Below are 24603 nucleotides of genomic sequence, written 5' to 3' on the forward strand. Positions count from 1 at the left end.
ATGGAAAAGATAAGAACCAATCACATGATAGTGGAATTTCTCTGGAAAGAATTTCTGGAGGATTACGATTTCTTCAAGATAGAATATGATAATGTTGACTTCGACAACATTACAAGTATTTATTGCAAACTGGAAGGCTTGTACCCGAACAGTGCTATCTGTGCTTTCAACAAAATGGCTAAGAATACACAATCTGGCGAATCATCCAAGCACCGCATATTCCTATTTGCTTCATCCAAGAAGGAGAAACTCACAATGGCACTGCTGCAGGAATGTCTGAAGAAAGTTAATGTCAAAATTAAACAGATTACCTATCGTCCTGCTTACGATGAAGGTATCCATACTAACAATATACTAAACCTATTGTTGTCAATGATTCCAAATCGTAATAAAACCTTGAGCTATGCCCATGGTAAACTAATTTGTGGCACTTGCAGTAGCATATATAATAAAGGGAGAAGTGCAGGTGAGGAGTTGGGCCTGCATATTAGTTTCGATTACGATAATCTCTTGACTGCGCGCACATTGACTTTTGCCGAGGAAGACAAGGTAAAAAAGAATAACAAGAAAGATTCTCCGGTATATCATTTGGAGTTTGATGAAAAACGAATCTATTTTTCTTCCAAGAAAAAGAAGGGAACGAAGGAATACTATAACCATCCGTCTGTTTTTAGAAAAGACAACAAGAATCACATACCTTTCCTAGGATTCAGTGATATAGAACACTTTGAGGAATCGCAGGCTTATCTTATTCGAAGTGTGCTGCAAGACTTTCTTACAACCTATTCGAAGTACGTGTTTGTTAATCCAATAGAGTACAAAAGGCCTACATTATTGAAAGCACAGGATGCAGAGTTCAAGAAAGAAGATGAACTGTTGCGTGATATGCTCTCTACCTCATGGATTGAGATAGCCTGTCATACCACCGAAACAGGTGTGGAAAAGTTACGAAGTTTGATAGAGCAGAAATCAAGGGAGTATATCAAAAAGCTGTTCGGCAATAGCTTTGAAGGTTGCCATGAGAAGGACAAGAGTAGGAAACAAATCTGCATTCGTATCGTTGGTGACAAAGACCAAGAGGAAAAACTTTCTGATAGCGAACACCAAACCTTAGATTATAGACGTTTGAAAGAGAAAATGGAACTGATAGAAAAGAAAATTCCTACCCAAGATGTGATGATTAAATCAGAGATTGAGGCGGCCACTATCAAGAATATCTTCCGCCAAATACTGATTAAGGACTATTGTATAAAGGAGGCACTGCCTCAGTATATGATAGACCGTTTCAAAGGATGCGTCATCACGTATGCAGAGAAAAAGAAAAAGAATCTGTATTACTTTGTACAACTTACCATTGGCAAAGACGGATCGATAGCTTACAAGGTTGGAGAACCGCGATTGACTCACGATGGCATGATTACAATTTTGGGAGAGAATTTTGAATCGCACGAATATCATATTCCTGCATTTAAGAAGGGATATAACGAAAACTTTATCTATTGCATTGAGAAGGATGGTATCACATACAACATTTATGACACTTGTGAGTTTGTCTTCCCTGAAATGGAGGAAATACACCGGGCACTCGTGGGATTAAAGAATATACAAGTACCAGTTGAGGTATACCATGACCTCATGGATATGGTGCAAAGCAATGAGTCGAAGGTACTATGCAAGCAGCGTATCCGTGAATATGCAGATAATGTGTCTCATGACTTGTTCTATTCAGACATTAAGAAACTGGGCAAGGAAGCTCCACCGGAAGAGAAACTTACCCGGAAACTAATGCGATTTGTAACTAGTAAGTATAATATCAAGAAAGGGCAAGACTTCAGAACTGCAGGTCGCAGCGAGGAAACATTGGCTGCATGCGTTAATGTACATTACTGGAAACAGGATGCGAAGTTGTGGAAGTATTGCGCTGGCCCAAATACAAAGGGGAATTTTCATTCTATTAACCACAAAGTGTATGTGCGAGAAATACTCAGCGACATAACCCCTGACGAGGCCTTTGTCAACGAACTGATATACTCGTTGGGGGACGGTTGGAATAAGATAAACGAATTTTCCGTTCACCCTTCAATTTTTAAATTTCTCAAGGAACGTTTGGAAATATATAAAGCTCAAGAGCAATTAAATGAATTAACAAAAAAGGTAAAGTAGAAATACTTTTGGGGAAGATAATGACGACAAAAAGTTCACCATACAGTTTTATTTAATAGGAAGTGCTCAAAATATTATATAAATAAGAAACAGGATTCAGCTATAATCATCTTAAGGGGCGGAACCACCCGTCCCTTGGCGCTGGCCGCTCTCCGACCGATGAGCTTGAGAGAGAACACGCATGACACAGTTTTATTTACGCCCTCTTCGATATATGGCAATTTTAAGAAGATTAGCTGTTTACAATACCCATCATATCTCTGCCCGGAATTTAAAATTTTGATAAAAAAGAACTAAACACAGAGTTATATAAGTGCAACAGCTATCCTCTTTTGACAATGGGATTATTCCAGATGACACAAAACATTAAAAGCTATTTTTGCACATCATCCGCAAAAAACAGCTTTTACAATAGAAGCAATAATGATGGTTCATTTAAACACCCATGTTGCTGCATCTATATTTTATAGGGTCAAGAATATTAAGAAACGGGCGAACTATATTCAAACAATATTGCATGATGTATGATCCTAACTGAAATGCATATTTTTCCAATTTATTTTAGCCACAATATTTGCTTTTTAGTATTTAATTAGTCTCTATTCTATATGTTTATGATACCAAATTTTATTAATATTCATCATCAAAAAAATGGATATTCTGAGTCTCAAACCATTTCTTTAAAGTTTTGATTCCCAATGATGATAACTGCTGAGTAAAAAGAATAGCTAATCGTTTCTTAGGTCTTGAACATGCAACATAAAACAAATTTCTATTTCTTTCAAAAGTATCAATCTTTTCATCAGGCACAGCAGTATTACTCCATTCTAGCATTTGATTCCAATTATATTGATTCCAACCTCGACCACATACTACTAAAACATTCTCAAATTCAGCTCCTTTCACTCCGTGCTTCGTTGAGAAAGGAGTTTTATCATTTATGTAGTTAGTAAGAGTAATTACTTCACTATACTTAATAGCCTTCAATCTTTCTGTCTTTTCAAAAAAACTTTTTTCTTCCTCAGGTATATCGTCTAATAGTTTTAAAGCCTGAAATTTCGTTTCTTCATCTTCTATTTTATATGATAATCTTGGTTGTTTTGTTAATTGCAGATGTTCAATTACGTCTCCTATTGTACCACTAATCCTAAGTTCTATTAAACGATCTAAACTATTTTTCCATAATATTTTATCCTCTGCCTTTTTTAATGTGACCGCACCTCCTCCTAAGATTTCCGTTATTTTCCCAAATTTACGTTGACTGTAGTATTCACAAACAGGTTCTATTGTATCAACAAAAAACTTAATATACTCATCGTTCTTTTTCAAATAATCATCTGTGTTTGAAAATGTACTTGCGATTGAAAGATAATTCTGCTCTGCTGCAAGAATATTATTAGTTAGCATCAGTACTTTAGTATGCTCAGGCGAAAAATCCCATCCTTTGTTTGTCAATTTAATTATTGTGTTATGGAGAATTTCATGAGCAACTTCAACGGGGAGATCTCCCCCCCCAATGTCCACCCGTTCTACGATTTCCAACCCAGCTATTGGTGTGTAAAATATCAATCTCACCTTTCGCTTCCGTATTCTTAGGAAACTGAGGAAGCTCAGGGCGCATATTGTTTAACACATCAACAATATTCTTGTCTGATCTGAAGTTTGCATTTTTTCTAATAAATTTCGCAACTATATACTTTATTGTACCAACGATTGTATATAGTGACTAGTTGATTTAAACCATAACAACCTTTTATATGAAGATTGTTATGGCAATGTATAATTTAAACAACAAATCCATACTTGCGTTCTCTTTTCTCAAAAGCTTCTTTTCCACCTTCTAGAATTTCGCAAACATGTTCTCTTATACCTTGTTTATCTAGAATACATTCTTTAGTATCTATAAAAGAATACGTATTTTCAAGACTTCCAGATTTATATTGGAACTTTATATGATTTTGATTGGGAGAATCTTTACCATGTTGATTTGCTATAATTATCAATTCAGAATCAGCTCCAACAACAACATTAGGGTTATGAGTAACAATGATTATTTGTCGTTCAGTCTTCTTTTTTCTTAAATATTTAACTAAATCTTTATATATAGCTCCATTATCTAAACTATCTTCTGGTTGGTCTATCAGTATTGGACATGTTTTATCGCTAAATTCCAATAACAATTTCAATATAACAAAAGCTTGTTTACCTTGTAACATACTCACAAATGAATCTCCCTCGTATATTAAATCAAAAGAGATATTAAACCAATTTTCAGAAAGAAATTCAGATAGAACATTCTCATTTCGATTTGATGCCTTGTAGTCAATATTATCATTTAGAACATCATTTAAAAAAATCATAGATATATTACTTGTATCTTCCGAGTAGTTTTGCCATATATTTTGGATATACGACTGACGTTCCCATCCTCTTAAATTCAATCTATTTTCAAGAAAAAATTGCAAGTGTTTATTATCATAAACGAGATTCGATTTTATCTCAATACCTTCATGCTTTATCTTTAATAAATTAACAACTTCAATCCCTTTATTTTTATATGAAATATGTTTTTCTAATAAATCGCATTTCAATTGTTCTAAAACTTTATTTAGATTATCTATAACAACCAATTCGTTCGTTATAGTTTGGAGCTTAACCTGTTCCTTTTCAACTTTTTCTATCAGTTCTTTATATTCTTTGTTTTTTGAACTCACATCTTTACCTTTTACAAATAGCGAATTCTGCTTTGCCTTTTCAATAGAATTGTTCAAATTACACACATCTTGTAATAACTCTTTAATATAATTATCTATCTCATTTTTTATGGTTTCAAGACAATCATGTTGGCAATCTTGGATTTTTATCTTAAGAGCCACTTTTAGATAAGATGATAAAGAAACTAACTGAGTATCAAATGAAGAGTTTATAAAAGGGAAAGATTTTAGCTTATTCAATTCATCCATATAACAACTTACCGTTTTTATTTTATTCTCATTATCTGTAATAAGTTTCATAATATCTTCATATACCTTCATCTCTTCTGGTGAAATATCGAGTTGTGACTTTATACTTGATATTTTTTGATTTAAATCATTAATTTCTTTACTAATACCTTCCTTATCACCTTTCTCTTTCAAATCTATTAACTTATTGTTTATCTGTTTTTTTGTGTCAAAAACTTTATTTATTAAAGATTGTATTGCAGCCTTATTATTTGAACAGAATATTTGATAATCTTGCCAAATAGAATAAATGGATTTATCTTTTAAAATACGTAGTATCAAATTATCAATTTGTTCCTTATCTTTTGCAATCTCATGCATATAGTTTTGACGGAAGAAGTCTATATCACGAGGTGTATTTACACCATCAGCCCATAAAACATCAACGCTATCTAAATGTTCTTTCACAAAATTAGATTCTAATGAATCCGATTCTATATCATTAGGATTAGTTGCTAAAGCAATACTTTTTAGCAATGTCGATTTACCAGTTGAGCGCCCTCCTATAATTACATTTAAATTAGGATTCAAAGAAATTGTTTGATTCCAAAAAGTGTCAGATGATAATTTTATAGAATCTATGACTCGGTATTTTTCCTTCTCTTCAGGTCTACTTCCATGTATCTTTATGCGTTCTGGTTCAAATATTGTTTGTTTTAATCCTTCAAAGGTTGCATCTGATTTTATCCAAGTATAACAGTGTCCTAACTCCTTAGGAGATGTTCTACTTGTATCTTGGGCAAATTTATGAGCGTCACTACAATGTAATAATCTCCCATTTACATTTTGTGTTATTAGTGAGTCTTTTCCTTTATTAGCTTGTTCTACAGTTGGAGAAGCAGTAAAAACAAAATGAGCATTATTAATTATTGTCTTTTTATCTGATATGGAACCATCCCAACGAAAATCCTCCCATTCAGCTTTTCCTATTGCTTTAAAATATTTACCTTCTAGATATTTATTAGGGTCACTTCCTTCGCCTAATAAGTTTTCTATCTTTGACAACTCGAAATTTAAGTTATTAAACCCTATTTCTAATGGACTAAGATCTCCTTTTCTTTTGTCTTTAGGTATAGAATCGCTAATATGTTTGCCTAAATCTATTAACGTATCTCTCGTAATTACACCTCCCCATGTACATCCATTTGGAATGTCAGCCGATAGATTTGCTTTACTACGAAGTCCTTGTAAAAAATGGCATTGTATATCTTGTGGGCTTAACAAGCTTTCATCAGCAAATATAATGTGATAATTAATTCGACCAAGTTCCTTACTTCCTACAAATTCCTTAAGCCTAAATTCTATAACAGGTAACAATAGTTCTATGTTAGGTATTCGTCCTTCTTTTTTATATTTAAGTACTTTCTCATATCCATCTAAAAATAGGTAATCATTAATACCTAATACTTTAATGTCAGATGGCAGATTCTCTATCTTTTGAATAAATTGTTCCCATATTTCATCGTTATCTCCTCCATATTCAGAACATAATGATGCAGGAGTATGCACATGCAAATCCCATTTTCGCCATTCAGAACCTCGTGTATTCATATCTATTATATTTTTAATTACGATTCTTTTAATTACAAATTTAAATAAAATATCGCTCCATTCTATGAATTACAAGTAGAAATACTAATTTATTTTTCATCTATTGAATCACAATTTATAATAGTCAATATCTTATTTAACCAATAATAGGGCATGCCAGTTTCCTAGCATGCCCTACTAATACTTTGATATGAAGTTCGAATGTCTATGGCATTGCACAAATACCATTGAGAGTTGCTGTAACTACTTTTGATTCATCTTTTATTTGTTCAGGTGTAGTCCAAATTATGCCATCGGTAGATGTAGCGACATAACCATCAGTGGTCACTGCAATAAACTTTCCGTTACTAAATGCAATTCCTCTCCAATTTTTCTTAGACACAAAGGTGGATGGGACTTCCCAAGTTTCACCACCATCTGTTGAGCGTGTTGTTATTCCTTTGGTGCCAACCATTACAAATATTCCATTACCAAATGCTATTCCATAGAAGATATATCCCCCAATAAGACATTGGTGCTGTTTCATTGTCCATGTAATACCATCACTAGATGTAAGTACATTTCCACCAGGTAATCCTGTTACATATTTACCGTCTCCATAAGTTATATCTTGTGGCTCGTAAATATATGAGTTCTGCCATCTTCTTGTCCATATTATACCATTAGTAGATGTTGAAATCTGTGCAGCACCAACCGCTATGAATATTCCATTGCAAAATCTGACTACATTATAATGTCTATTATCTATATGAGGAAGTTTGTTGCTTTGTCCAGTTAATACCATCTGTAGAGGTCATTACATTACAGGGGGCATACCAATCTATTGCAACAAATTTTCCTTTACCAAATGCAACAGACAACCAATCATTCCCACCTGGGATAGTTTTGGGTGAATCCCAAGTAATTCCGTCAGCTGACGAAGTCACATAACCACTATCTCCTACGACAGTTCCCATGCAACTCGTGATTTAATGCCGCAATGATCACAGATTTTGCGTAGGAGCCCGTTGACTTTCTCATTTATTCGCTTTACTCGTCCGTAAAGTTTGGATTGAGTTGGATTACATCGCTTAATTGTCGGAAATACAAAATCTACGAAAAGATCAACAATCAAACAGCAGAGTTTAATGGTTTCCATTTAGATATAACCATGGCCATTTGGAATGGTACGAAGTATTTTATGCGTATATAGCGGCTAATTACAAAAATGGGGAATTAAAATTTGATACTTCGGCACCTGAAAACTCATTTACTTCGGTACCGACTCCGTATGGTATTTATTTTAGAGTATTATTTAAAGTCTTCTCTCTATATATTGATGCGGAAGTTTAATTTTTCCACCCAATTTGAGGGATAAAAAACAAAAAAAGTGGAAAAGACATAGAGGAAAAGCAATTTTAGGGTGCATTCGGGAGGAGGGAAAGAAGCTTTTTTGATGATATATCCATGAACCAGTTGGCTTTTATCGGGGTAATTTGAATAAATGTAGTATCTTTGCTGATGAGTTTTTTTAATAAGAATGTCTCATATAAACAAGATAGTAAGAAGGTATGGCAAGAATTAGAATCAAAAATTTCGGTCCTATCCGACAAGGGCGTTTGGATAACGACGGTTGGCTGGATATCAAGAATGTTTCTGTATTCATCGGCAACCAGGGAAGCGGAAAAAGCTGTGTGGCAAAATTGATCTCTACGTTTATGTGGATTGAGAAAGCTTTGGTCCGCAGTGATTATGCCATAGCGGATTTCTCAGCAGAGAAGTTCAGGGGTACTTATTGCGGTTATCATCGTATCGAGCGTTACTTTTATAATAAGCAGAATGAAGATACGGCAGAGTTAGAGTATGAGGGTGAAGCATATTCAATGAAATATAGTAAGGGAAATTTTGAAATAACCAAGGGACCTATGCAGGGATATCATTTGCCACAGATTATGTATGTTCCTGCCGAAAGAAATTTCATCAGTATTATAAAAGAAGCAAAGTCACTCAAAGCTTTGCCTGACTCTTTGCTTGAATACCTCACAGAATTCAACAATGCTAAAGATGCCATAAAGGGATATTTGTCCCTACCTATCAATGAGGCAAATATAGAATATGATAAGCTAGGTGATGTCATAAATGTGTCCGGCAAAGATTATACCGTGGAATTGTCCGAGGCATCCAGTGGTTTTCAATCGTTAGTTCCTTTGTTTCTGGTTTCTTGGTATCTTGTCAATAGGGTAAAGGGGCAGGTGGAAAATCCACAGAAGATGAGCCAAAATGAATTGCAACGATTCAACGAGGGGGTGAAATCCATTTGGGCAGACAAAAGCCTGACTGATGAGCAAAGGCGTACCGCGCTGTCTGCTTTGTCTGCTCAATTTAATAAAACAGCGTTTATTAATATTGTGGAAGAACCCGAACAGAACCTCTTCCCGTCATCGCAATGGAAAATCATACAGAGCTTGTTGGCTTTCAATAATTCACTGGAAGCAAACAAGCTTATTATAACTACACATAGTCCGTACCTAATTAATGTCCTGACAATTGCTGTCAAAGCTGGTATGCTCAAGGAGAAAGCTACTTCGAACAGTGATGTATTGGAACAGATCAATGCTGTTTATCCGATAGATTCATCTATGAATCCGACAGATATTGCTATTTATGAATTGGATGAAGGAGACGGTAGCATATCTCTGTTGAAGACTTATCAAGGATTACCATCCGATGATAACTTCCTGAATAATATGCTTGAGGAAGCAAACGAAACTTTTGCAGAATTATTAGAAATCCAACAGACATTATGATTAACTTTTTTCTGAAAGAGCATATTACATCATCCAGTAAAAGACGATTTGGAGTTTGTGACCCTCCTGCGTCGGAGCAGAAAGCATATATAGCAGAGGGCGAGGGTGAGAACTGGATAGCTGTGGTAGATAACTACTATGAGATAGAAGTGAAGTTTGTACCTGTCGATCACTGTATCGAACTTCTGAAGCCTGACGGTACAATGGATAACCGTTGTGATGGGTGCTTGTTTTATGAGAAAACAATCATTTTCGTAGAACTGAAAGACAGGAATATTAAAGGAGCAAACTGGATTAAGGACGCCGAGAAACAACTCCGGCATACAATCAAGCGTTTTGAGGATGAAGGGGAATCGAATGTCTTTACCGTTAAGAAGGCATATATAGCCAATAGTGCGAAGCCCCGATTCAGAAGCGGACAAACGGTACGTATGGAAAACTTTTTTGCAGAAACGAACTATATCCTCAGAATAGAGAATACTATCGAAATAGATTGAAAAGGACAATATAGAAAATAGACTTTGCTAATGTTGAATTATTCGATTCATATCAATTAAATATTGATGTTCTTTTATTTGGTTATAAAGACATAAGGCATTCCTCTAAATAATAATGAAATGACGAAGAAGTTATGCCTTCTCCATACTTTAATCTATTTTATTCAATACCTTATCAACCTCTACTCTTGGAATATAAACATAATTTCCTACCTTACGTTTAGGAATATTAAAAGCTCTAATTATGCTTTCTAATCTGCATTCCGGAATATTATATTTTCGCAAGCATTCTCCAATAGTATAACATTTGTCTAATTCATAGACTTTTGATGTTATTTGCTTTTCTGGCACAACAATAGAAGTAAACAATTGTTCTAATTGAGTACGGTCAATTCTGGTCAGTCTAATTCCTAAATTTACCCCTACAAGCATACCTCTTCGAACCATTCGTCTAACTGTGCTTTTAGAAACACCTATTAACTGAGCAGCTTCCGATACAGAAATATAAGGTCTAGTTTGAATATCAGCAATTTTTTCTTTTTTTGTATCCAAAAGACTTATTTGCCTCTGCTCTTCTTTTTCTCTTTTTCTCCTTGCGCGTAAACTCTTATTATTACAAGCAGCACAACAAAAACGAGTGTTTACATTTCTTGCCATAAAGGGTTTATCACAATATTCACAGATTCTTGGAATTAAAATACTACTGCCTGCCATAACTATAATTTATAATTTACTGCAAAAATAGCATTAGAATTCAATAAACACAAATAAGAGTCAATAAGAGTCACATTTTCATTCATTAAGACGCGTGCCAAATACGTGCCAAATATAAGCTAAATATTGATAAACATATCACAATAACCTAGTACTGTCTAAACGCGAAAAGAGCCGTAAATCAGTTATTTACGACTCTTTTCCATCATATATTATCTGTTTACTTACAGATATTAGTGGACTTCTTCAAAATCAGCATCCTGCACATTATCGCCATGCTTTGTATTATCCTGAGCACCGCCTTGTTGCCCTGCATTCATATCAGGACCAGCTTGTGCACCACCCTGAGCACCGCTCTGGGCATACATTTCAGCACTTGCAGCCTGGAATGCCGTATTCAGTTCGGCCATGGCAGAGTCTACGGTAGCCAAATCTTGAGCCTTATGAGCATCTTTCAACTTCTGCAAAGCAGCTTCAATCGGAGCCTTCTTGTCGGCAGGGAGCTTGTCACCAAGTTCCTTCAACTGATTTTCGGTTTGGAAAATCATAGAGTCAGCCTGATTCAATTTGTCTACTTTCTCACGTTCCTTTTTATCTGCTTCGGCATTGGCTTCAGCCTCGGCTTTCATCTTTTCGATTTCTTCCTTGCTCAAGCCGCTGGAAGCTTCGATACGGATGGCTTGTTCCTTGCCGGTAGCCTTATCTTTGGCAGACACCTTCAAAATACCATTGGCATCAATATCAAATGTCACCTCAATCTGAGGAATACCGCGACGTGCCGGAGCAATACCTGTCAGGTTGAACTGACCGATTGACTTGTTCTGTGCAGCCATCGGACGCTCACCCTGCAATACATGGATGGTAACTTCCGTCTGGTTGTCGGCAGCAGTGGAGAATGTCTCGCTCTTCTTGCACGGAATGGTAGTGTTGGCCTCAATCAGCTTAGTCATCACACCACCCATAGTCTCGATACCCATAGATAGCGGGGTAACATCCAGCAACACAACGCCCTTAATTTCATCTGTCAAAACGGCACCCTGCACAGCAGCACCTACGGCTACTACCTCATCCGGATTCACACCCTTGGAAGGAACTTTACCGAAGAAGTCTTCTACCAACTTCTGTACAGCCGGGATACGTGAAGAACCACCAACAAGGATTACTTCATCAATGTCCGCATTGTTCAGACCTGCATCGCTCATAGCCTTCTTACACGGTTCCAAACAAGCTTGAATCAAATTGTGAGCCAGAGCCTCGAACTTGGCACGGGTCAACGTCTTCACCAAGTGCTTGGGCACACCGCCTACGGGCATGATGTACGGCAAGTTGATTTCAGTGCTGGTAGAAGAGGACAGCTCAATCTTAGCCTTCTCGGCAGCTTCCTTCAGACGTTGCATAGCCATCGGGTCTTGAGTCAGGTCGGCACCTTCGTCGTTCTTGAACTCCTGAACCAGCCAGTCGATGATTACCTGGTCGAAATCGTCACCACCCAGATGAGTATCACCGTTGGTTGACAATACTTCGAACACACCGCCACCGAATTCGAGGATAGAGATATCGAATGTACCACCACCAAGGTCGAATACGGCAACCTTCATGTCCTTGTGAGACTTGTCAATACCGTAAGCAAGAGCTGCGGCAGTCGGCTCGTTCACAATACGCTTCACTTCAAGACCTGCAATCTGTCCAGCTTCCTTTGTAGCCTGGCGTTGGGAGTCGGAGAAGTATGCGGGGACGGTAATTACGGCTTCTGTCACTTCTTGTCCCAGATAATCCTCGGCAGTCTTTTTCATCTTCTGCAGAATCATTGCAGAGATTTCCTGCGGAGTATAGAGACGTCCGTCGATGTCTACACGCGGAGTATTGTTGTCACCCTTTACTACTTTATAAGGCATGCGGCCGATTTCTTTCTGCACCTGGTCCCAGTTTTCGCCCATGAAACGTTTGATGGAGAAAACCGTACGGGTGGGGTTCGTGATAGCCTGACGCTTGGCAGGATCACCGATTTTACGTTCGCCACCATCAACAAATGCTACTACTGAAGGAGTGGTGCGCTTACCTTCACTGTTTGCAATTACTACAGGTTCGTTACCTTCGAATACTGCAACGCAAGAGTTTGTTGTTCCTAAGTCAATACCAATAATTTTTCCCATGATCGTTATTTTTTTTATTTGTTATTATTCTGTTTCGACGTCCGCCTCAGTGGCAGACGCCAATAAAAAGACAAACGTTGTGCCAAATTGTTCAGAGCAGCCGCAGATTTATACTTGTGGCAGTTTATCTGTCAGTTTGGCAGAATTAAAATCATTTTTTCTGTCGGAAATTACCATTTGTTAATTTCCATTCCATTCAAAAGCTCTACTTTTGTCGCCCGAATCAGAGATAATAAAACATGAACAACATTAATCATTTTCCTTGCATACCTTTAACCGTTCCTCCATGGAGGAAATATTGTTCCAGCGTGGAGAAAATATCATTCCACCACGGGGGAAATATCGTTCCACCATGGTGGAACGATTAAGGATTAGTTAACATTGGGCTTAATCGTAGCAACGGAAATGATTGGTTTTCACATATTAAAGAAATAAATAAGATGAGTATGGAAAAGATGAGAGACAGTATCGACTTCAAGAACACGGACATCAAGACATTGTTCCGCAAACTATTGCTCCCTACTGTACTGGGGATGATTTTCTCCGCACTATTCGTTATCACCGACGGCATCTTTGTCGGAAAAGGAATCGGCAGTGATGCTTTGGCGGCGGTCAACATTGTGGCACCGCTATGGTTGTTTTCTACGGGTGTGGGACTTATGTTCGGCGTCGGCGCCTCTGTGGTAGCCTCCATTCATCTGTCACACGGAAAGGTCAAGGTGGCACGCATCAATATCACGCAGTCGGTAGTCATATCTTCCTTGTTGCTGATGTGCACCTCCACCCTATTCTGTTCATTTGCCCCGCAGGTGGTAAAGCTGCTCGGAGGGTCCGAACGGCTCACGCCATTGGCTGTGGAATACATGCTTTGGTTTGTGCCTTTCTCTCTGTTCACGGCATTGCTCAATTCGGGTATGTTTTTTCTGAGGCTGGACGGTTCGCCCAACTTCGCCATGATGTGCAATGTGGTGGCTGCCGTTCTGAACATCCTATTGGATTATCTGTTCATCTTCCCCTTTGGCTGGGGAATGTTCGGTGCTGCACTGGCAAGTGCCATAGGTACCACGGTAGGTGCATTGATGATAGTATTCTATCTGATGCGCCGCCGGTGCGCACTGCGCTTCCACCCCATTAAGATGAGCCGGAAAAGCATGCAACTGATGCGCCGCAACATTGGCTATATGTGCCGATTGGGTTCCTCCGCCTTCTTGTGCGAGGTGGCGATTGCCTGCATGATGTTTGTCGGCAACCAGGTGTTCATCCATTATTTGAAGGAAGACGGAGTGGCGGCATTCAGCATTGCCTGCTATTTCTTTCCTATTATATTTATGGTATATAATGCCATTGCGCAGTCGGCGCAGCCGATTATCAGTTATAACTACGGCCTGAACGAGAGCCAACGTGTCTGCCGCGCCTACTTGCTGGCACTGAAAACGGCCATAGGCTGCGGTGTATGTTTTGCCCTGGTCACAATATTCTGCAGTCCTGAAATTGTCGGTATGTTCATAGACCGCAGTTATCCGGCTTATGACATAGCGGTAAAAGGGTTGCCTTTGTATGCCACCGGCTTCGTGTTCTTTGCCGTCAACATCGTATCCATCGGCTATTTCCAGAGTGTGGAGCGTGCCAAATACGCCACAGTTATCACCCTGCTGCGTGGTTTTATCCTGCTGACAGCCTGCTTTTTCGGACTGCCCCTGCTATTGGGAGACCGGGGAATCTGGCTTGCCACTCCTCTTGCAGAAATGCTGACAACCCTCTTTATCCTCGTGATTTACATATCCGGGAAAAAGGAACATAAAGAAAAATCCGTATCTTTAGACAAGATGGGCTGCACCCCAACATAACTTTTTCATGCAAGCATAAAAGTCCTGTCTTCAGTTTGCACTATCTTTGCGGCATGGAAACTATGACAAAGAAATTCTGCAAGAAGTATAAACTACCGGAAAACACTTTGCACGAACTTCTGTCACACATGGCAGAAGTTCGTTTCAGCAAGGGAGAACTCATTATCAGCGAAGGGGAGAGGAACAGCAATTTCTATCTTTTGAAGAAAGGTATCTGGCGCGCCTACTACCTGACAGAGGGTACGGAAAACTCCCTTTGGTTCGCCGCACCGGGCGACACAGCTTTCTCATCGTGGGGATATGTGGACGGCGAAGTTTCCCCCATCAACATCGAATCAGTGAACGAGAGCATCGCCTATTGTATCAGTAAGCCTGAGCTGGAAGCCCTTTTTTCGTATTCCATAGATATGGCCAACTTCGGCAGAAGAATCTTTGAACGGGAAATTCTGTCGGTAGACAGTTCTACAGTAGCCTACGGTACCCCTCCCACTGCAAAAGAAAGGTACATGACGCTGATGGAAGAGAATCCGGAACTGCTACAGGATGTACCGCTCAAGTATCTGGCTTCTTACCTCTACATCACTCCGCAATCCTTGAGCCGGATACGCGCAGGATTAAAGAAAAAGTAAAAGACTATTTTATATCAAGATACAAAAAAGGCTCCTAGCAGATTATTGCTGTAAGAGCCTTTATTATTTCAACCTATCTTGTCAGTTCTTCACCAACACCATCACCAGGTTATTGTCAGCATCGTACAGCCCGATGCCTCCACCTGCCAGCTTACCAAAAGACTGAACGGAATTTAAGGCTTTCAGCACACGGCCTTCCACCTCCATATCAGGGCATGCCATCATGGTACTGATAACTTGCGGGAAAGAGATTGCCGAAGGATTTTCATCATCAACCTGGAAAGCGCCGTTAATCAAATTGCAACCCGCATTACCGTGCAAGCTCTTTTCTGCAATATTAAATTCAATGAACGGCTGCTTCTCCATTCCATCGGGAATGGCCTCGCCCGCAGCCTCACTAATTATCCACTTTCCTTCCAAATCAGACAACTTGGAAACGGATTCTTTCTTCTGCAACACGACTATGGGACGATTGGAAGCACCGCATAAAGCTATATTTTCCTTTCCCAGCTTCTTATACTTTTTCACTTTGTTCAAAGCCGACAACACATTATTTTCTACAGTCATATCCGGACAAGCCATACGGGTACTTGCTAAAGCGCCAAGGTCAATCGTGCCGGGCTTGGCATTCACGTCAAACGAACCCATCATACGGTTGCAACCACTATTGCCAAATACTTTTCCAGCCTTTGTGTCGAAACCGATATAGGGAAATTCCTGGCCAGGAGCAGGGACTACGGCGGTGCCATTCACTTCAATAATATTCCACTCACCGTTGATAGAAGAAAGAGTTGCGGCATTTTTAGTTGATGCACAAGAAGACAAGCCCATCAATACGCTTGCCATGCATAGGGAAACAAATACTTTTTTCATTTTCGTTGTTTAAGTTAATTTATTCGAGGGGCAAATATATAGAAAATAACCCAAATGCAAGTAATTTATTTAATATTTGAAGCATTTTTCCCAAAGTATTTAGCAGGATTTTAATGTTTATCTAAGAATTAACCCTTATATTTGCTCTCCATATTTTTTATAAACTTAATATAATAATATAGTAGAAAGAAATGGGTAAAGTTCTTATTATCGGTGCAGGCGGTGTAGGTACCGTTGTTGCGCACAAAGTGGCTCAAAATCCTGATGTGTTTACAGAAATCATGATAGCCAGCCGCACCAAGTCTAAATGTGACGCTGTTGTCAAGGCAATCGGTAACCCGAACATCAAAACCGCCCAGGTAGATGCCGACAACGTGGACGAACTGGTAGCACTCTTCAATAGTTTCAAACCCGAAATCGTCATCAACGTAGCCCTCCCCTACCAAGACCTCACCATCATGGAGGCTTGTCTGCAAAGTGGAGTCAACTATCTGGATACTGCCAATTATGAGCCGAAAGATGTTGCCCACTTTGAATACAGTTGGCAATGGGCTTATAAGAAACGCTTCGAAGATGCCGGACTGACCGCCATCCTCGGTTGCGGTTTCGACCCGGGAGTAAGTGGCATATATACGGCATACGCCGCCAAACATCATTTTGACGAAATACAATATCTGGACATCGTAGACTGTAATGCCGGAAATCATCATAAAGCATTCGCCACCAACTTCAATCCGGAAATCAACATCCGTGAGATTACACAGAACGGCCGCTATTATGAAAACGGAGAATGGGTAACAACCAAGCCGCTGGAAATCCACAAAGACCTGACTTATCCGAACATCGGTCCACGCGATTCCTACCTACTTTATCACGAGGAACTGGAGTCTCTGGTAAAGAATTTCCCCACTATCAAGCGTGCACGCTTCTGGATGACGTTTGGCCAGGAATACCTCACACACCTGCGTGTCATCCAAAATATCGGTATGGCCCGCATAGACGAAGTGGAATATAACGGCATGAAGATTGTTCCGCTGCAATTCCTGAAAGCCGTCCTCCCCAACCCGCAAGACCTGGGCGAAAACTACGAAGGCGAAACATCCATCGGCTGCCGCATCCGCGGACTAAAGGATGGCAAAGAGCGTACTTACTATGTATATAACAACTGTAGCCACCAAGAAGCCTATAAGGAAACCGGCATGCAGGGCGTAAGCTATACCACCGGTGTACCTGCCATGATTGGTGCCATGATGTTCCTCAAAGGATTGTGGAAAAAGCCAGGGGTATGGAATGTCGAGGAATTCAATCCGGACCCGTTCATGGAACAGCTCAACAAACAAGGCCTGCCTTGGCATGAGATTATCGACGGAGACTTGGAAGTTTGAAATTAATGATTAATGGTTAATGTTTAATGATTAATACCATGCGGACAAAAAGGTGCTCCGCCCATTAATCATTAATCATTAAACATTAATCACTAATCATTATCCATTAATCACTAATCATTAAACATTAACAAAGTGAATATAGGAGATAAAGCACCCGAAGTATTGGGCATCAACGAAAAAGGTGAAGAAATCCGCTTGAGCGACTATAAGGGAAAGAAGATTGTACTCTACTTCTATCCCAAAGACATGACATCCGGCTGCACGGCACAAGCCTGCAACCTGCGGGATAATTATGCCGACCTGCGCAAAGCCGGTTATGAAGTCATCGGCGTCAGTGTGGACAGCGAAAAGTCACACCAGAAATTTATTGAGAAAAACAATCTGCCTTTTACCCTGATTGCAGACACCGACAAGAAGCTGGTAGAACAATTCGGAGTATGGGGCGAAAAAAGCATGTATGGCCGCAAATATATGGGAACGTTCCGCACAACTTTCATCATTAATGAAGAAGGTATTGTAGAGCGTATCATCACTCCGAAAGAAGTGAAGACCAAAGACCATGCGGCACAAATTTTATAATCATTAAACATTAACAACGTGGCAAAAAAAGACGAACTGAATTTTGAAAATGGCAACAATCTGGCATCAGGTGAAAAGCTGAAAGCCTTGCAGGCTGCCATGGACAAGATAGAAAAGAGCTTTGGCAAAGGTTCTATCATGAAAATGGGTGACGAAAGTGTCGAACAAGTAGAAGTTATTCCCACAGGGTCCATCGGCCTCAATGTAGCTCTTGGCGTGGGAGGATATCCCCGCGGACGTATCATCGAGATTTACGGCCCGGAATCCTCCGGTAAGACAACCCTCGCCATTCATGCCATTGCTGAAGCGCAAAAGGCAGGAGGCATTGCCGCATTCATTGATGCAGAACATGCTTTCGACCGCTTCTATGCGGCAAAACTGGGTGTGGATGTGGACAATCTGCTGATATCACAACCGGACAACGGCGAACAAGCGCTGGAAATCGCAGAGCAACTGATCCGTTCTTCCGCTATTGACATCATTGTAGTGGACTCTGTGGCTGCCTTAACCCCGAAAGCTGAAATTGAAGGCGATATGGGTGACAACAAGGTGGGTCTGCAAGCCCGACTCATGTCACAAGCCTTGCGTAAACTGACGGCAGCTGTCAGCAAAACACGCACCACCTGCATCTTCATCAACCAGTTGCGCGAAAAAATCGGTGTCATGTTCGGCAATCCCGAAACAACTACCGGCGGTAATGCACTGAAGTTCTATGCCTCCGTACGTCTTGACATCCGTGGAAGCCAAGCCATCAAAAACGGCGATGAAGTAATCGGCAAGCAGACCAAAGTGAAAGTTGTAAAGAACAAGGTAGCTCCTCCTTTCCGTAGAGCGGAATTCGACATCATGTTCGGTGAAGGCATCTCCCGTGCAGGCGAAATCATTGACTTGGGTGCAGAGCTTGGCATCATCAAGAAAAGCGGCTCATGGTTCAGCTATAACGAGACGAAAATTGCCCAGGGACGCGACGCCGCCAAGCAGGTCATCCTTGACAATCCGGAACTGGCAGAAGAGCTGGAAGGGCTTATCTTTGCAGAATTGAGAAAAGACAAATAACAAAAAAACTTGCCAATAGAAAAACAAAACATTCTATTGGCAAGTTTCCCTAAAAGGGTACCGCTTCCTATTCCATTTTTTCCAAACGTTCTTCCAAAGCCTCCATGCTTTTTTCAAAACGTTTCCAAGTATCGGCATCCATCTGTTCTTTCAGATACTTGTTGTCTTTCAGTTTAGCTACATTTTCCAGCCCTTTCAATGCCAGTTCTTGCGAATGCTTCAATTCTCCAAGCCAATCGCGGTTCTTCAGCTTCTCTATCTCCGCCCAGTTTATATCCGGAAGCTGTATATTCACATTGTTCCCATTCCAGCTGGTATTCTGATACATCATGATATTCTGTATATCCTTCAAAGTCATATCACCTTCCAGATAAACAAATTTCAAAGTAGCTGCACCATCTACAATCATAATCAGCTCCTTCACCTTTTCCCCTTTACGGCTCATGTAGAATTCAGAACTGGAGACTGTCCCTTTCTGCTTCATCAGCAATTCATATCTGGAAGACTGCACCAAAGAACGAAGATCCTTACGCATTTCTTTCTTTACATTATTATCCATTGTAGAAAGTACCTGCACAGAGTTCAACTGTCCGGACACTTTCCCAATATAAACATCTTTAGTAAACAAGTTGGGATTCGTTTCTATCATTGCCTTGGATATGTAGACGGACGACACGCCTTTCATATCTCCATACTTGTTGAATAGGTTCTTCTGTGCCTGGCAAAGCAAAGGCAACATCAGCAGTACACCTGCCAAAATAATTTTCATTGTTTTCATATCAGATTATTGTTGAATTTCTTTTCTTACTTCCTGGTTCACCTTCGTTACGTCTATCCGCGTTTCCTCTATCTGCTCAATTCCCTTGTTCAGATTCGCAGACACCTCGATTAAAGTGGCCTGCAATGCCTTATAAGCTGCTTCCGGATCAGAGAAAGTGTCCTGAGGTGTAGGAGGACGCATATCCTCTCCCATGTTCGTAATGCCATAACCTACACCTACAAGAACCAGAATGGTGGCAGCAATACCTCCTATCCAGCGCCAATTACGTTTGGCCTTGTTCCGGTGGAAAAAACGTTGTTCCTCTTCAGCCTTTTCATCAATCATCCGGCTCAGTTTATCCTCCAATCCGGCGGGAACATTATCCACCACTTCCCCGGGAAAAAAGCTGAGAAAGAGTTTCTTGTCCTTCTGCAAGTGCTCGGGCACTTCTTCGGTTCTGAAAGCTTCCTTCAACAACTCTTCTTCCTGCTCGTTGGTATTCCCTTCATAAAATTCGGCGAGCAGCCTTTCAATTTCCTCGACTTTCATAGTTACTCCATTTATTAAATTCCTCACGTATCTTTTTTCTTGCCCGGGACAACAGTACACGGACATTGGTAGCATTCAATCCCGTGACCTGCTCTATCTCTTCATAAGAACATCCCTTGACATCACGCAACGTTACTATTTTCTGCTGTTGCACCGGCAGATGGGCAATGATGTGCCTTACCTGCTGCGCTTCATCCCTCACTTCAAAGTTATCTGCTTGAGACACATTATGCACTTCGGCCAACTCCACACTCTGTCTGCTCAAAGTATACTTTCCCGAACGAAGCAAATCAAAGCACATATTTTTCACCAGAGTAACGCTGAATGCTTCCGGATTACTGATAATGGCCAGTCCTTCCCGCTTGTCCCACAACTTCAGATAAGCTTCCTGCACCAAATCTTCAGCATCGGCAGCATTCTCCAATAGTCTATAAGCTATGCAGTACAACTTGCGATGATATGGCAGAAACTCTTTTTTAAAACTTTCAGCGTCCATGGGCTATTTATCAATAGTAGATTCCTGTTTATACCCTTCAGACGTAGGGGGAAAGGATTTTGTTACACGACCAGGAAAAAAAATGGAAAAAAAATGAAAACACCAATAGCACCAGCCCAAGAGTGCGTTTATTTCAAGACATCAGCAATCCGCTTTTTAAGATTCAATTTTGCAATGTCTTCAGGCTTCAGCTCAAGCTCCACCAACACCTTCGCTGTGGAGAGTCTGTATTCCTGCTCTAACGTATCATAATTTATCTGTTCCTTATGAATGGAATACAACAAAGCAAAATCGTAGTTCAAGGCACGTGAGACATTATACAACGTATCCGTATCAATACTTTTTCTCGTAAGCATATAGTCTACACTTTGAGGCTTAACTTTCAGTCTTCGTGCAAGTTCCGCCTTGGTAACCTGCTGTTCAAGCATCACGTTCTTGATTATCTCTCCGATGTATATATTACTTTTTTCCATTTATATGAAGGTACAAATTAATCATTCATATTATAAGGAACACCAATACCAATTTGTCTGTATGTATCGTTCTTTTTATTCATAATTCGTTTGTTTTATCAAATATTTTATGATACTTTTGCAACATATTCATATAAACAAACAAATAATATCTGCTATCATGAATTTACTGACATGTATTCTCATAGCCATCCCTATCGGCATTATTTTTATTATGCTATGGATATACAATGACTACCGGAAATATAAGAAGAAAAATAAGCTGGCCATTTTGCTGTTTCTCCTATTTCCAACCACTTTATCTGCACAATACGTTGATGCAGGATGCCAAGTATCCTTTAAATGGCTGGAGAACCAAAAAGGGAAATTAGAGTATACAAAAGATGGGGTTACTTATAAGTTTATTCCAAACGACTCCCAATGGGAAATTGTAATTCGCAACAACTCTTCAGAAGATATCCGAATAAACTGGAAAAATATGCAATTCATTGTGGACGGAAGAACCTCAGAAGTCAAATACACCATACTTGCAGAAGCGGAAACTCCCTTTGCAATTATAAAAAGCCAGGCAGAAACAAGCCAAAAGATTGGTGTGACAACTTATACGGCAAATAACTCTCAAATATACAACAAGAAAGATATTCGAAAAGGAAGGAATTCCTCCATTACCATTATCCTTCCCATATCTATCGGTAAGCACCCTCAATTCTTCACCTCTTTCGACTTTATCATCAAAAAAGTGAACTAACTATGACTTCTCAAGATATAAAAAAACAGCTGAAAGAACCACATTTCTGGAACATTGTATTAACTGGTCAGCACGCCGAACCGAGAACAAAAGCAATGCTGGAAGCAAAAGGTATCATAACTTGGCTTCCACTTGCTCCGGTCCGGCGTCAATGGGGAAGGATATTAAAAGAAATACACACCCCGGTTATCCCGAAATGTGTATTCGTCTATATATCCAATGAGGAAAGAAATACGTTGCAAAAATCCTACCGACTTCTTCCACCGGAAGTTATACTTCAAGAACTGCCGGACCTATGCAATCAGAACAAGTAGATATATGCCAACGTGCTCACACTAATCACTATCCACAACAAGGTGCCTTGTATCAAGGGCTTGATACCTACTGCCTTCAGTACATCACGTGACAGAGAGGCACCGATAAAGAACAGAGTGATAGTCAGCGTCTTGCGGGCCAAAGAATTGATTCCCTCCCCAATCATGGCACCCGTTTCGGTAGTACCCAGCACATAAGTATTGAAAATCATAGCCAGCACAAAGAAGAAGATGAACCAGGGAATACTGATTTTCTGTCCCTTGCTCTTAAAGATGAACGAAGTTACCAAAGCCAAAGGAATAATCCATAAGGCACGTGTCAGCTTTATAGTCGTTGCCACCTGTAATGCCTCTTCCCCATAGGCGGCACCTGCCCCCACTACCGAACTCGTATCATGTATGGCAATGGCCGCCCATGTGCCGAACTCATGCTGGCTCATGTTCAAAGCGTGGCCTATCATCGGAAAAACAAACAATGCAATGGCATTCAATATAAAGATGGTGCCCAATGCCACAGACATCTCGCTATCCTTTGCCTTCAACACCGGCCCCACAGCCGCAATGGCACTGCCTCCGCAGATAGCCGTACCGGAACTGATAAGATAGGAAGTGTCACGGTCCACTTTCAGGAACTTACGTCCTATGAGCCAGCCTATGAGCAATGTCCCCACTACAGAAATAATCGTGAACTCCATTCCCTCCTTGCCCGAAGCCAGAGAAGCCTGCAGATTCATTCCAAATCCTAACCCTACAACAGAGTATTGCAACAGGTACTTTGAAGTCTTCTTATTGAACTTCGGATGTGCCTGCCCACACAGCAACGCAAAGGCCAACCCCAAGAACAACGCCAACGGCGGAGTGACCCATGCCGAATAGGCATGCATACCGGGCACATAATCCAGCAGCAGAAAGAAGGAGAGGACAACCAGAAGAGATACATAAATAAATTTATTATTACTTTGAAGAAAAGGCATATTAATGCTTTTAGCCAAAACTCGATTTGAAGCCATACTGTTTATTTTACTATTATTACTAATGTTTATTCCTTAATTTTCCGGGTGCAAAGGTAGTTCTATTTTAGTACACCCGCCAATCGTTTCTACTTATAGACTATAACTTATTGTTATCGGGACATAAACATATAGTTCATAAAGGCTTGTGACAATCCTCCTTCCTGCCCTTGCAACTGGACAAAGCAGAAGTCGCGAAGCATGGGCATATCCTTTATCTCGACCACGCGGAAAGTGCCTGCCGCCAGTTCCTTGCAGATGGAACGGATAGACACGATTCCCATGCAATCGGAGTTTTCAAGAAAGAGCTTGATGCTTTCGGTACTACCCAGATACATCAGTACATGGAGTGAGGAAAGCTTGACGCCGTGCTTCTGGAGTGAGCGTTCTATCACGTCCAGCGTACCAGAACCACGTTCACGAAGCACTAAAGGAATAGCGGGCAAATCCTGGGGAGTAATCTCTTCGGGCAATTGTAAACGGCTTTTGGAATGGACTACCGCTACCAGTTCATCCTCAAGAAAAGTAGTATACTTCAGATTGGGAAGGCGGAAAACCCCTTCCACCAATCCCAAGTCAATGCGGTGTTCCTGCAAAGCGGCTTCTATTTCCCGGGAATTTCCATTGAGCAAGGACAAGTTGACCTGCGGAAACTTGCCGATAAAACTGCCCAGCAACGGAGGAAGCACATACTGCGCAATGGTAGTGCTGGCTCCCAACTTGAGTTCTCCAATATATTCGTTATGTAACAAGTGCATTTCATATTCCAGCCGTTTATACTCCTCCAATATCCGTTCGCAATGCTCCAAAAGCAGCCGACCCGACTCGGTCAGACTGATTTTACTTCCCTGCCGGTCGAAAAGCCTCGTCTGGTAAGTGGCCTCCAGCTCCTGGATATGCTTGGTTATAGCCGGCTGACTAACAAACAACTCTTGCGAAGCCTTTGTAAAACTCAAGTTCTTGGCAACAGACTGAAACACTTTTAAACGGAAATCACTCATATACTTCTTATATC

At 40.3% G+C, this 24603-nt stretch carries 22 protein-coding genes; 10 read left to right on the forward strand and 12 right to left on the reverse strand.

The features are described 5' to 3' along the window. Window positions 1-2163, forward strand: a complete 2163-nt coding sequence (locus ITJ87_RS16935; protein WP_230391782.1) for a hypothetical protein — start codon at window positions 1-3, stop codon at window positions 2161-2163. A gap of 630 nt (window positions 2164-2793) precedes the next feature. Here the strand turns inward: ITJ87_RS16935 and ITJ87_RS16940 are convergent. From ITJ87_RS16940 to ITJ87_RS16950, 3 genes are all read right to left on the reverse strand, one after another. Then, a complete protein-coding gene (locus tag ITJ87_RS16940; protein WP_147341699.1) occupies window positions 2794-3705 on the reverse strand; it encodes a 3'-5' exonuclease in 912 nt (303 codons plus the stop codon). 242 nt (window positions 3706-3947) lie between these two features. Continuing rightward, window positions 3948-6716, reverse strand: coding sequence for a TrlF family AAA-like ATPase (locus ITJ87_RS16945; RefSeq protein ID WP_117967059.1), 2769 nt, complete (start codon window positions 6714-6716; stop codon window positions 3948-3950). A gap of 205 nt (window positions 6717-6921) precedes the next feature. Beyond that, window positions 6922-7500: a hypothetical protein gene (locus ITJ87_RS16950; protein ID WP_117967061.1), complete on the reverse strand. Its 579-nt coding sequence runs from the start codon at window positions 7498-7500 to the stop codon at window positions 6922-6924. 766 nt (window positions 7501-8266) lie between these two features. Between ITJ87_RS16950 and ITJ87_RS16955 the strand changes: the two genes are divergently transcribed. Together ITJ87_RS16955 and ITJ87_RS16960 are read left to right on the forward strand one after the other, a co-directional pair. Then, window positions 8267-9502 carry an AAA family ATPase gene (locus ITJ87_RS16955; RefSeq protein WP_117967064.1) on the forward strand — a complete coding sequence of 412 codons (1236 nt, stop codon included), beginning with the start codon at window positions 8267-8269 and terminating at the stop codon, window positions 9500-9502. Next, complete coding sequence (locus ITJ87_RS16960) at window positions 9499-9999, forward strand: hypothetical protein (protein WP_117967067.1); 501 nt, start codon at window positions 9499-9501, stop codon at window positions 9997-9999. The genes ITJ87_RS16955 and ITJ87_RS16960 overlap by 4 nt, the downstream gene beginning before the upstream one ends. Before the next feature lie 150 nt (window positions 10000-10149). Here ITJ87_RS16960 and ITJ87_RS16965 read toward each other — a convergent pair whose 3' ends face one another. Together ITJ87_RS16965 and dnaK are read right to left on the reverse strand one after the other, a co-directional pair. After that, on the reverse strand, window positions 10150-10713 hold the full coding sequence (locus ITJ87_RS16965) for an AlpA family transcriptional regulator (protein WP_117967070.1): 564 nt from the start codon (window positions 10711-10713) through the stop codon (window positions 10150-10152). A gap of 233 nt (window positions 10714-10946) precedes the next feature. Next, window positions 10947-12866: a molecular chaperone DnaK gene (dnaK, locus tag ITJ87_RS16970; protein WP_117974346.1), complete on the reverse strand. Its 1920-nt coding sequence runs from the start codon at window positions 12864-12866 to the stop codon at window positions 10947-10949. A 446-nt stretch (window positions 12867-13312) separates the two neighbouring features. On the opposite strand from dnaK, the gene ITJ87_RS16975 reads away from it, so the two are divergent. Beyond that, the gene (locus ITJ87_RS16975) at window positions 13313-14713 is read left to right on the forward strand and encodes an MATE family efflux transporter (protein WP_034526101.1); all 1401 of its coding nucleotides are present in this window, start codon (window positions 13313-13315) and stop codon (window positions 14711-14713) included. A gap of 53 nt (window positions 14714-14766) precedes the next feature. After that, on the forward strand, window positions 14767-15342 hold the full coding sequence (locus ITJ87_RS16980; RefSeq protein ID WP_117601654.1) for a Crp/Fnr family transcriptional regulator: 576 nt from the start codon (window positions 14767-14769) through the stop codon (window positions 15340-15342). An 81-nt stretch (window positions 15343-15423) separates the two neighbouring features. Here the strand turns inward: ITJ87_RS16980 and ITJ87_RS16985 are convergent, their stop codons facing one another. Then, window positions 15424-16215 carry an META domain-containing protein gene (locus ITJ87_RS16985; RefSeq protein ID WP_117601635.1) on the reverse strand — a complete coding sequence of 264 codons (792 nt, stop codon included), beginning with the start codon at window positions 16213-16215 and terminating at the stop codon, window positions 15424-15426. A gap of 191 nt (window positions 16216-16406) precedes the next feature. Between ITJ87_RS16985 and ITJ87_RS16990 the strand changes: the two genes are divergently transcribed. The 3 genes from ITJ87_RS16990 (at window position 16407) to recA (ending at window position 19238) form a co-directional block, all read left to right on the forward strand. Continuing rightward, window positions 16407-17600 carry a saccharopine dehydrogenase family protein gene (locus ITJ87_RS16990; RefSeq protein WP_016272822.1) on the forward strand — a complete coding sequence of 398 codons (1194 nt, stop codon included), beginning with the start codon at window positions 16407-16409 and terminating at the stop codon, window positions 17598-17600. Window positions 17601-17735: 135 nt separating this feature from the next. Then, entirely contained in the window at window positions 17736-18182 is a 447-nt protein-coding gene (bcp, locus tag ITJ87_RS16995) for a thioredoxin-dependent thiol peroxidase (protein WP_057258658.1), read from the forward strand. Between the two features lie 18 nt (window positions 18183-18200). Continuing rightward, entirely contained in the window at window positions 18201-19238 is a 1038-nt protein-coding gene (recA, locus tag ITJ87_RS17000; protein ID WP_117601636.1) for a recombinase RecA, read from the forward strand. 67 nt (window positions 19239-19305) lie between these two features. Here the strand turns inward: recA and ITJ87_RS17005 are convergent, their stop codons facing one another. The 4 genes from ITJ87_RS17005 to ITJ87_RS17020 all read right to left on the reverse strand — a co-directional run bounded on the left by ITJ87_RS17005 (window position 19306) and on the right by ITJ87_RS17020 (window position 21516). Then, window positions 19306-20016, reverse strand: coding sequence for a DUF4252 domain-containing protein (locus tag ITJ87_RS17005; protein ID WP_117964231.1), 711 nt, complete (start codon window positions 20014-20016; stop codon window positions 19306-19308). Between the two features lie 6 nt (window positions 20017-20022). Next, a complete protein-coding gene (locus tag ITJ87_RS17010; protein ID WP_005832693.1) occupies window positions 20023-20547 on the reverse strand; it encodes a hypothetical protein in 525 nt (174 codons plus the stop codon). Continuing rightward, the gene (locus tag ITJ87_RS17015; protein WP_117964229.1) at window positions 20528-21043 is read right to left on the reverse strand and encodes an RNA polymerase sigma factor; all 516 of its coding nucleotides are present in this window, start codon (window positions 21041-21043) and stop codon (window positions 20528-20530) included. The genes ITJ87_RS17010 and ITJ87_RS17015 overlap by 20 nt, the downstream gene beginning before the upstream one ends. Window positions 21044-21171: 128 nt before the next feature. After that, window positions 21172-21516: a helix-turn-helix domain-containing protein gene (locus ITJ87_RS17020; RefSeq protein WP_005831772.1), complete on the reverse strand. Its 345-nt coding sequence runs from the start codon at window positions 21514-21516 to the stop codon at window positions 21172-21174. Window positions 21517-21676: 160 nt separating this feature from the next. On the opposite strand from ITJ87_RS17020, the gene ITJ87_RS17025 reads away from it, so the two are divergent. Together ITJ87_RS17025 and ITJ87_RS17030 are read left to right on the forward strand one after the other, a co-directional pair. Continuing rightward, window positions 21677-22264: a hypothetical protein gene (locus tag ITJ87_RS17025; protein WP_117964228.1), complete on the forward strand. Its 588-nt coding sequence runs from the start codon at window positions 21677-21679 to the stop codon at window positions 22262-22264. 2 nt (window positions 22265-22266) lie between these two features. Continuing rightward, the gene (locus tag ITJ87_RS17030; RefSeq protein WP_117601637.1) at window positions 22267-22578 is read left to right on the forward strand and encodes a transcription termination/antitermination NusG family protein; all 312 of its coding nucleotides are present in this window, start codon (window positions 22267-22269) and stop codon (window positions 22576-22578) included. On the opposite strand, the gene ITJ87_RS17035 is transcribed toward ITJ87_RS17030, so the two are convergent. Together ITJ87_RS17035 and ITJ87_RS17040 are read right to left on the reverse strand one after the other, a co-directional pair. Beyond that, a complete protein-coding gene (locus tag ITJ87_RS17035) occupies window positions 22566-23588 on the reverse strand; it encodes a YeiH family protein (RefSeq protein ID WP_117964227.1) in 1023 nt (340 codons plus the stop codon). The two genes, ITJ87_RS17030 and ITJ87_RS17035, sit on opposite strands and share 13 nt — an antisense overlap. A gap of 113 nt (window positions 23589-23701) precedes the next feature. After that, a complete protein-coding gene (locus tag ITJ87_RS17040; protein ID WP_009038125.1) occupies window positions 23702-24589 on the reverse strand; it encodes a LysR family transcriptional regulator in 888 nt (295 codons plus the stop codon). Window positions 24590-24603 lie beyond the last annotated feature (14 nt).

Source organism: Bacteroides sp. HF-162 (assembly GCF_015679285.1).
Taxonomy (GTDB): Bacteria; Bacteroidota; Bacteroidia; order Bacteroidales; family Bacteroidaceae; genus Bacteroides; species Bacteroides uniformis.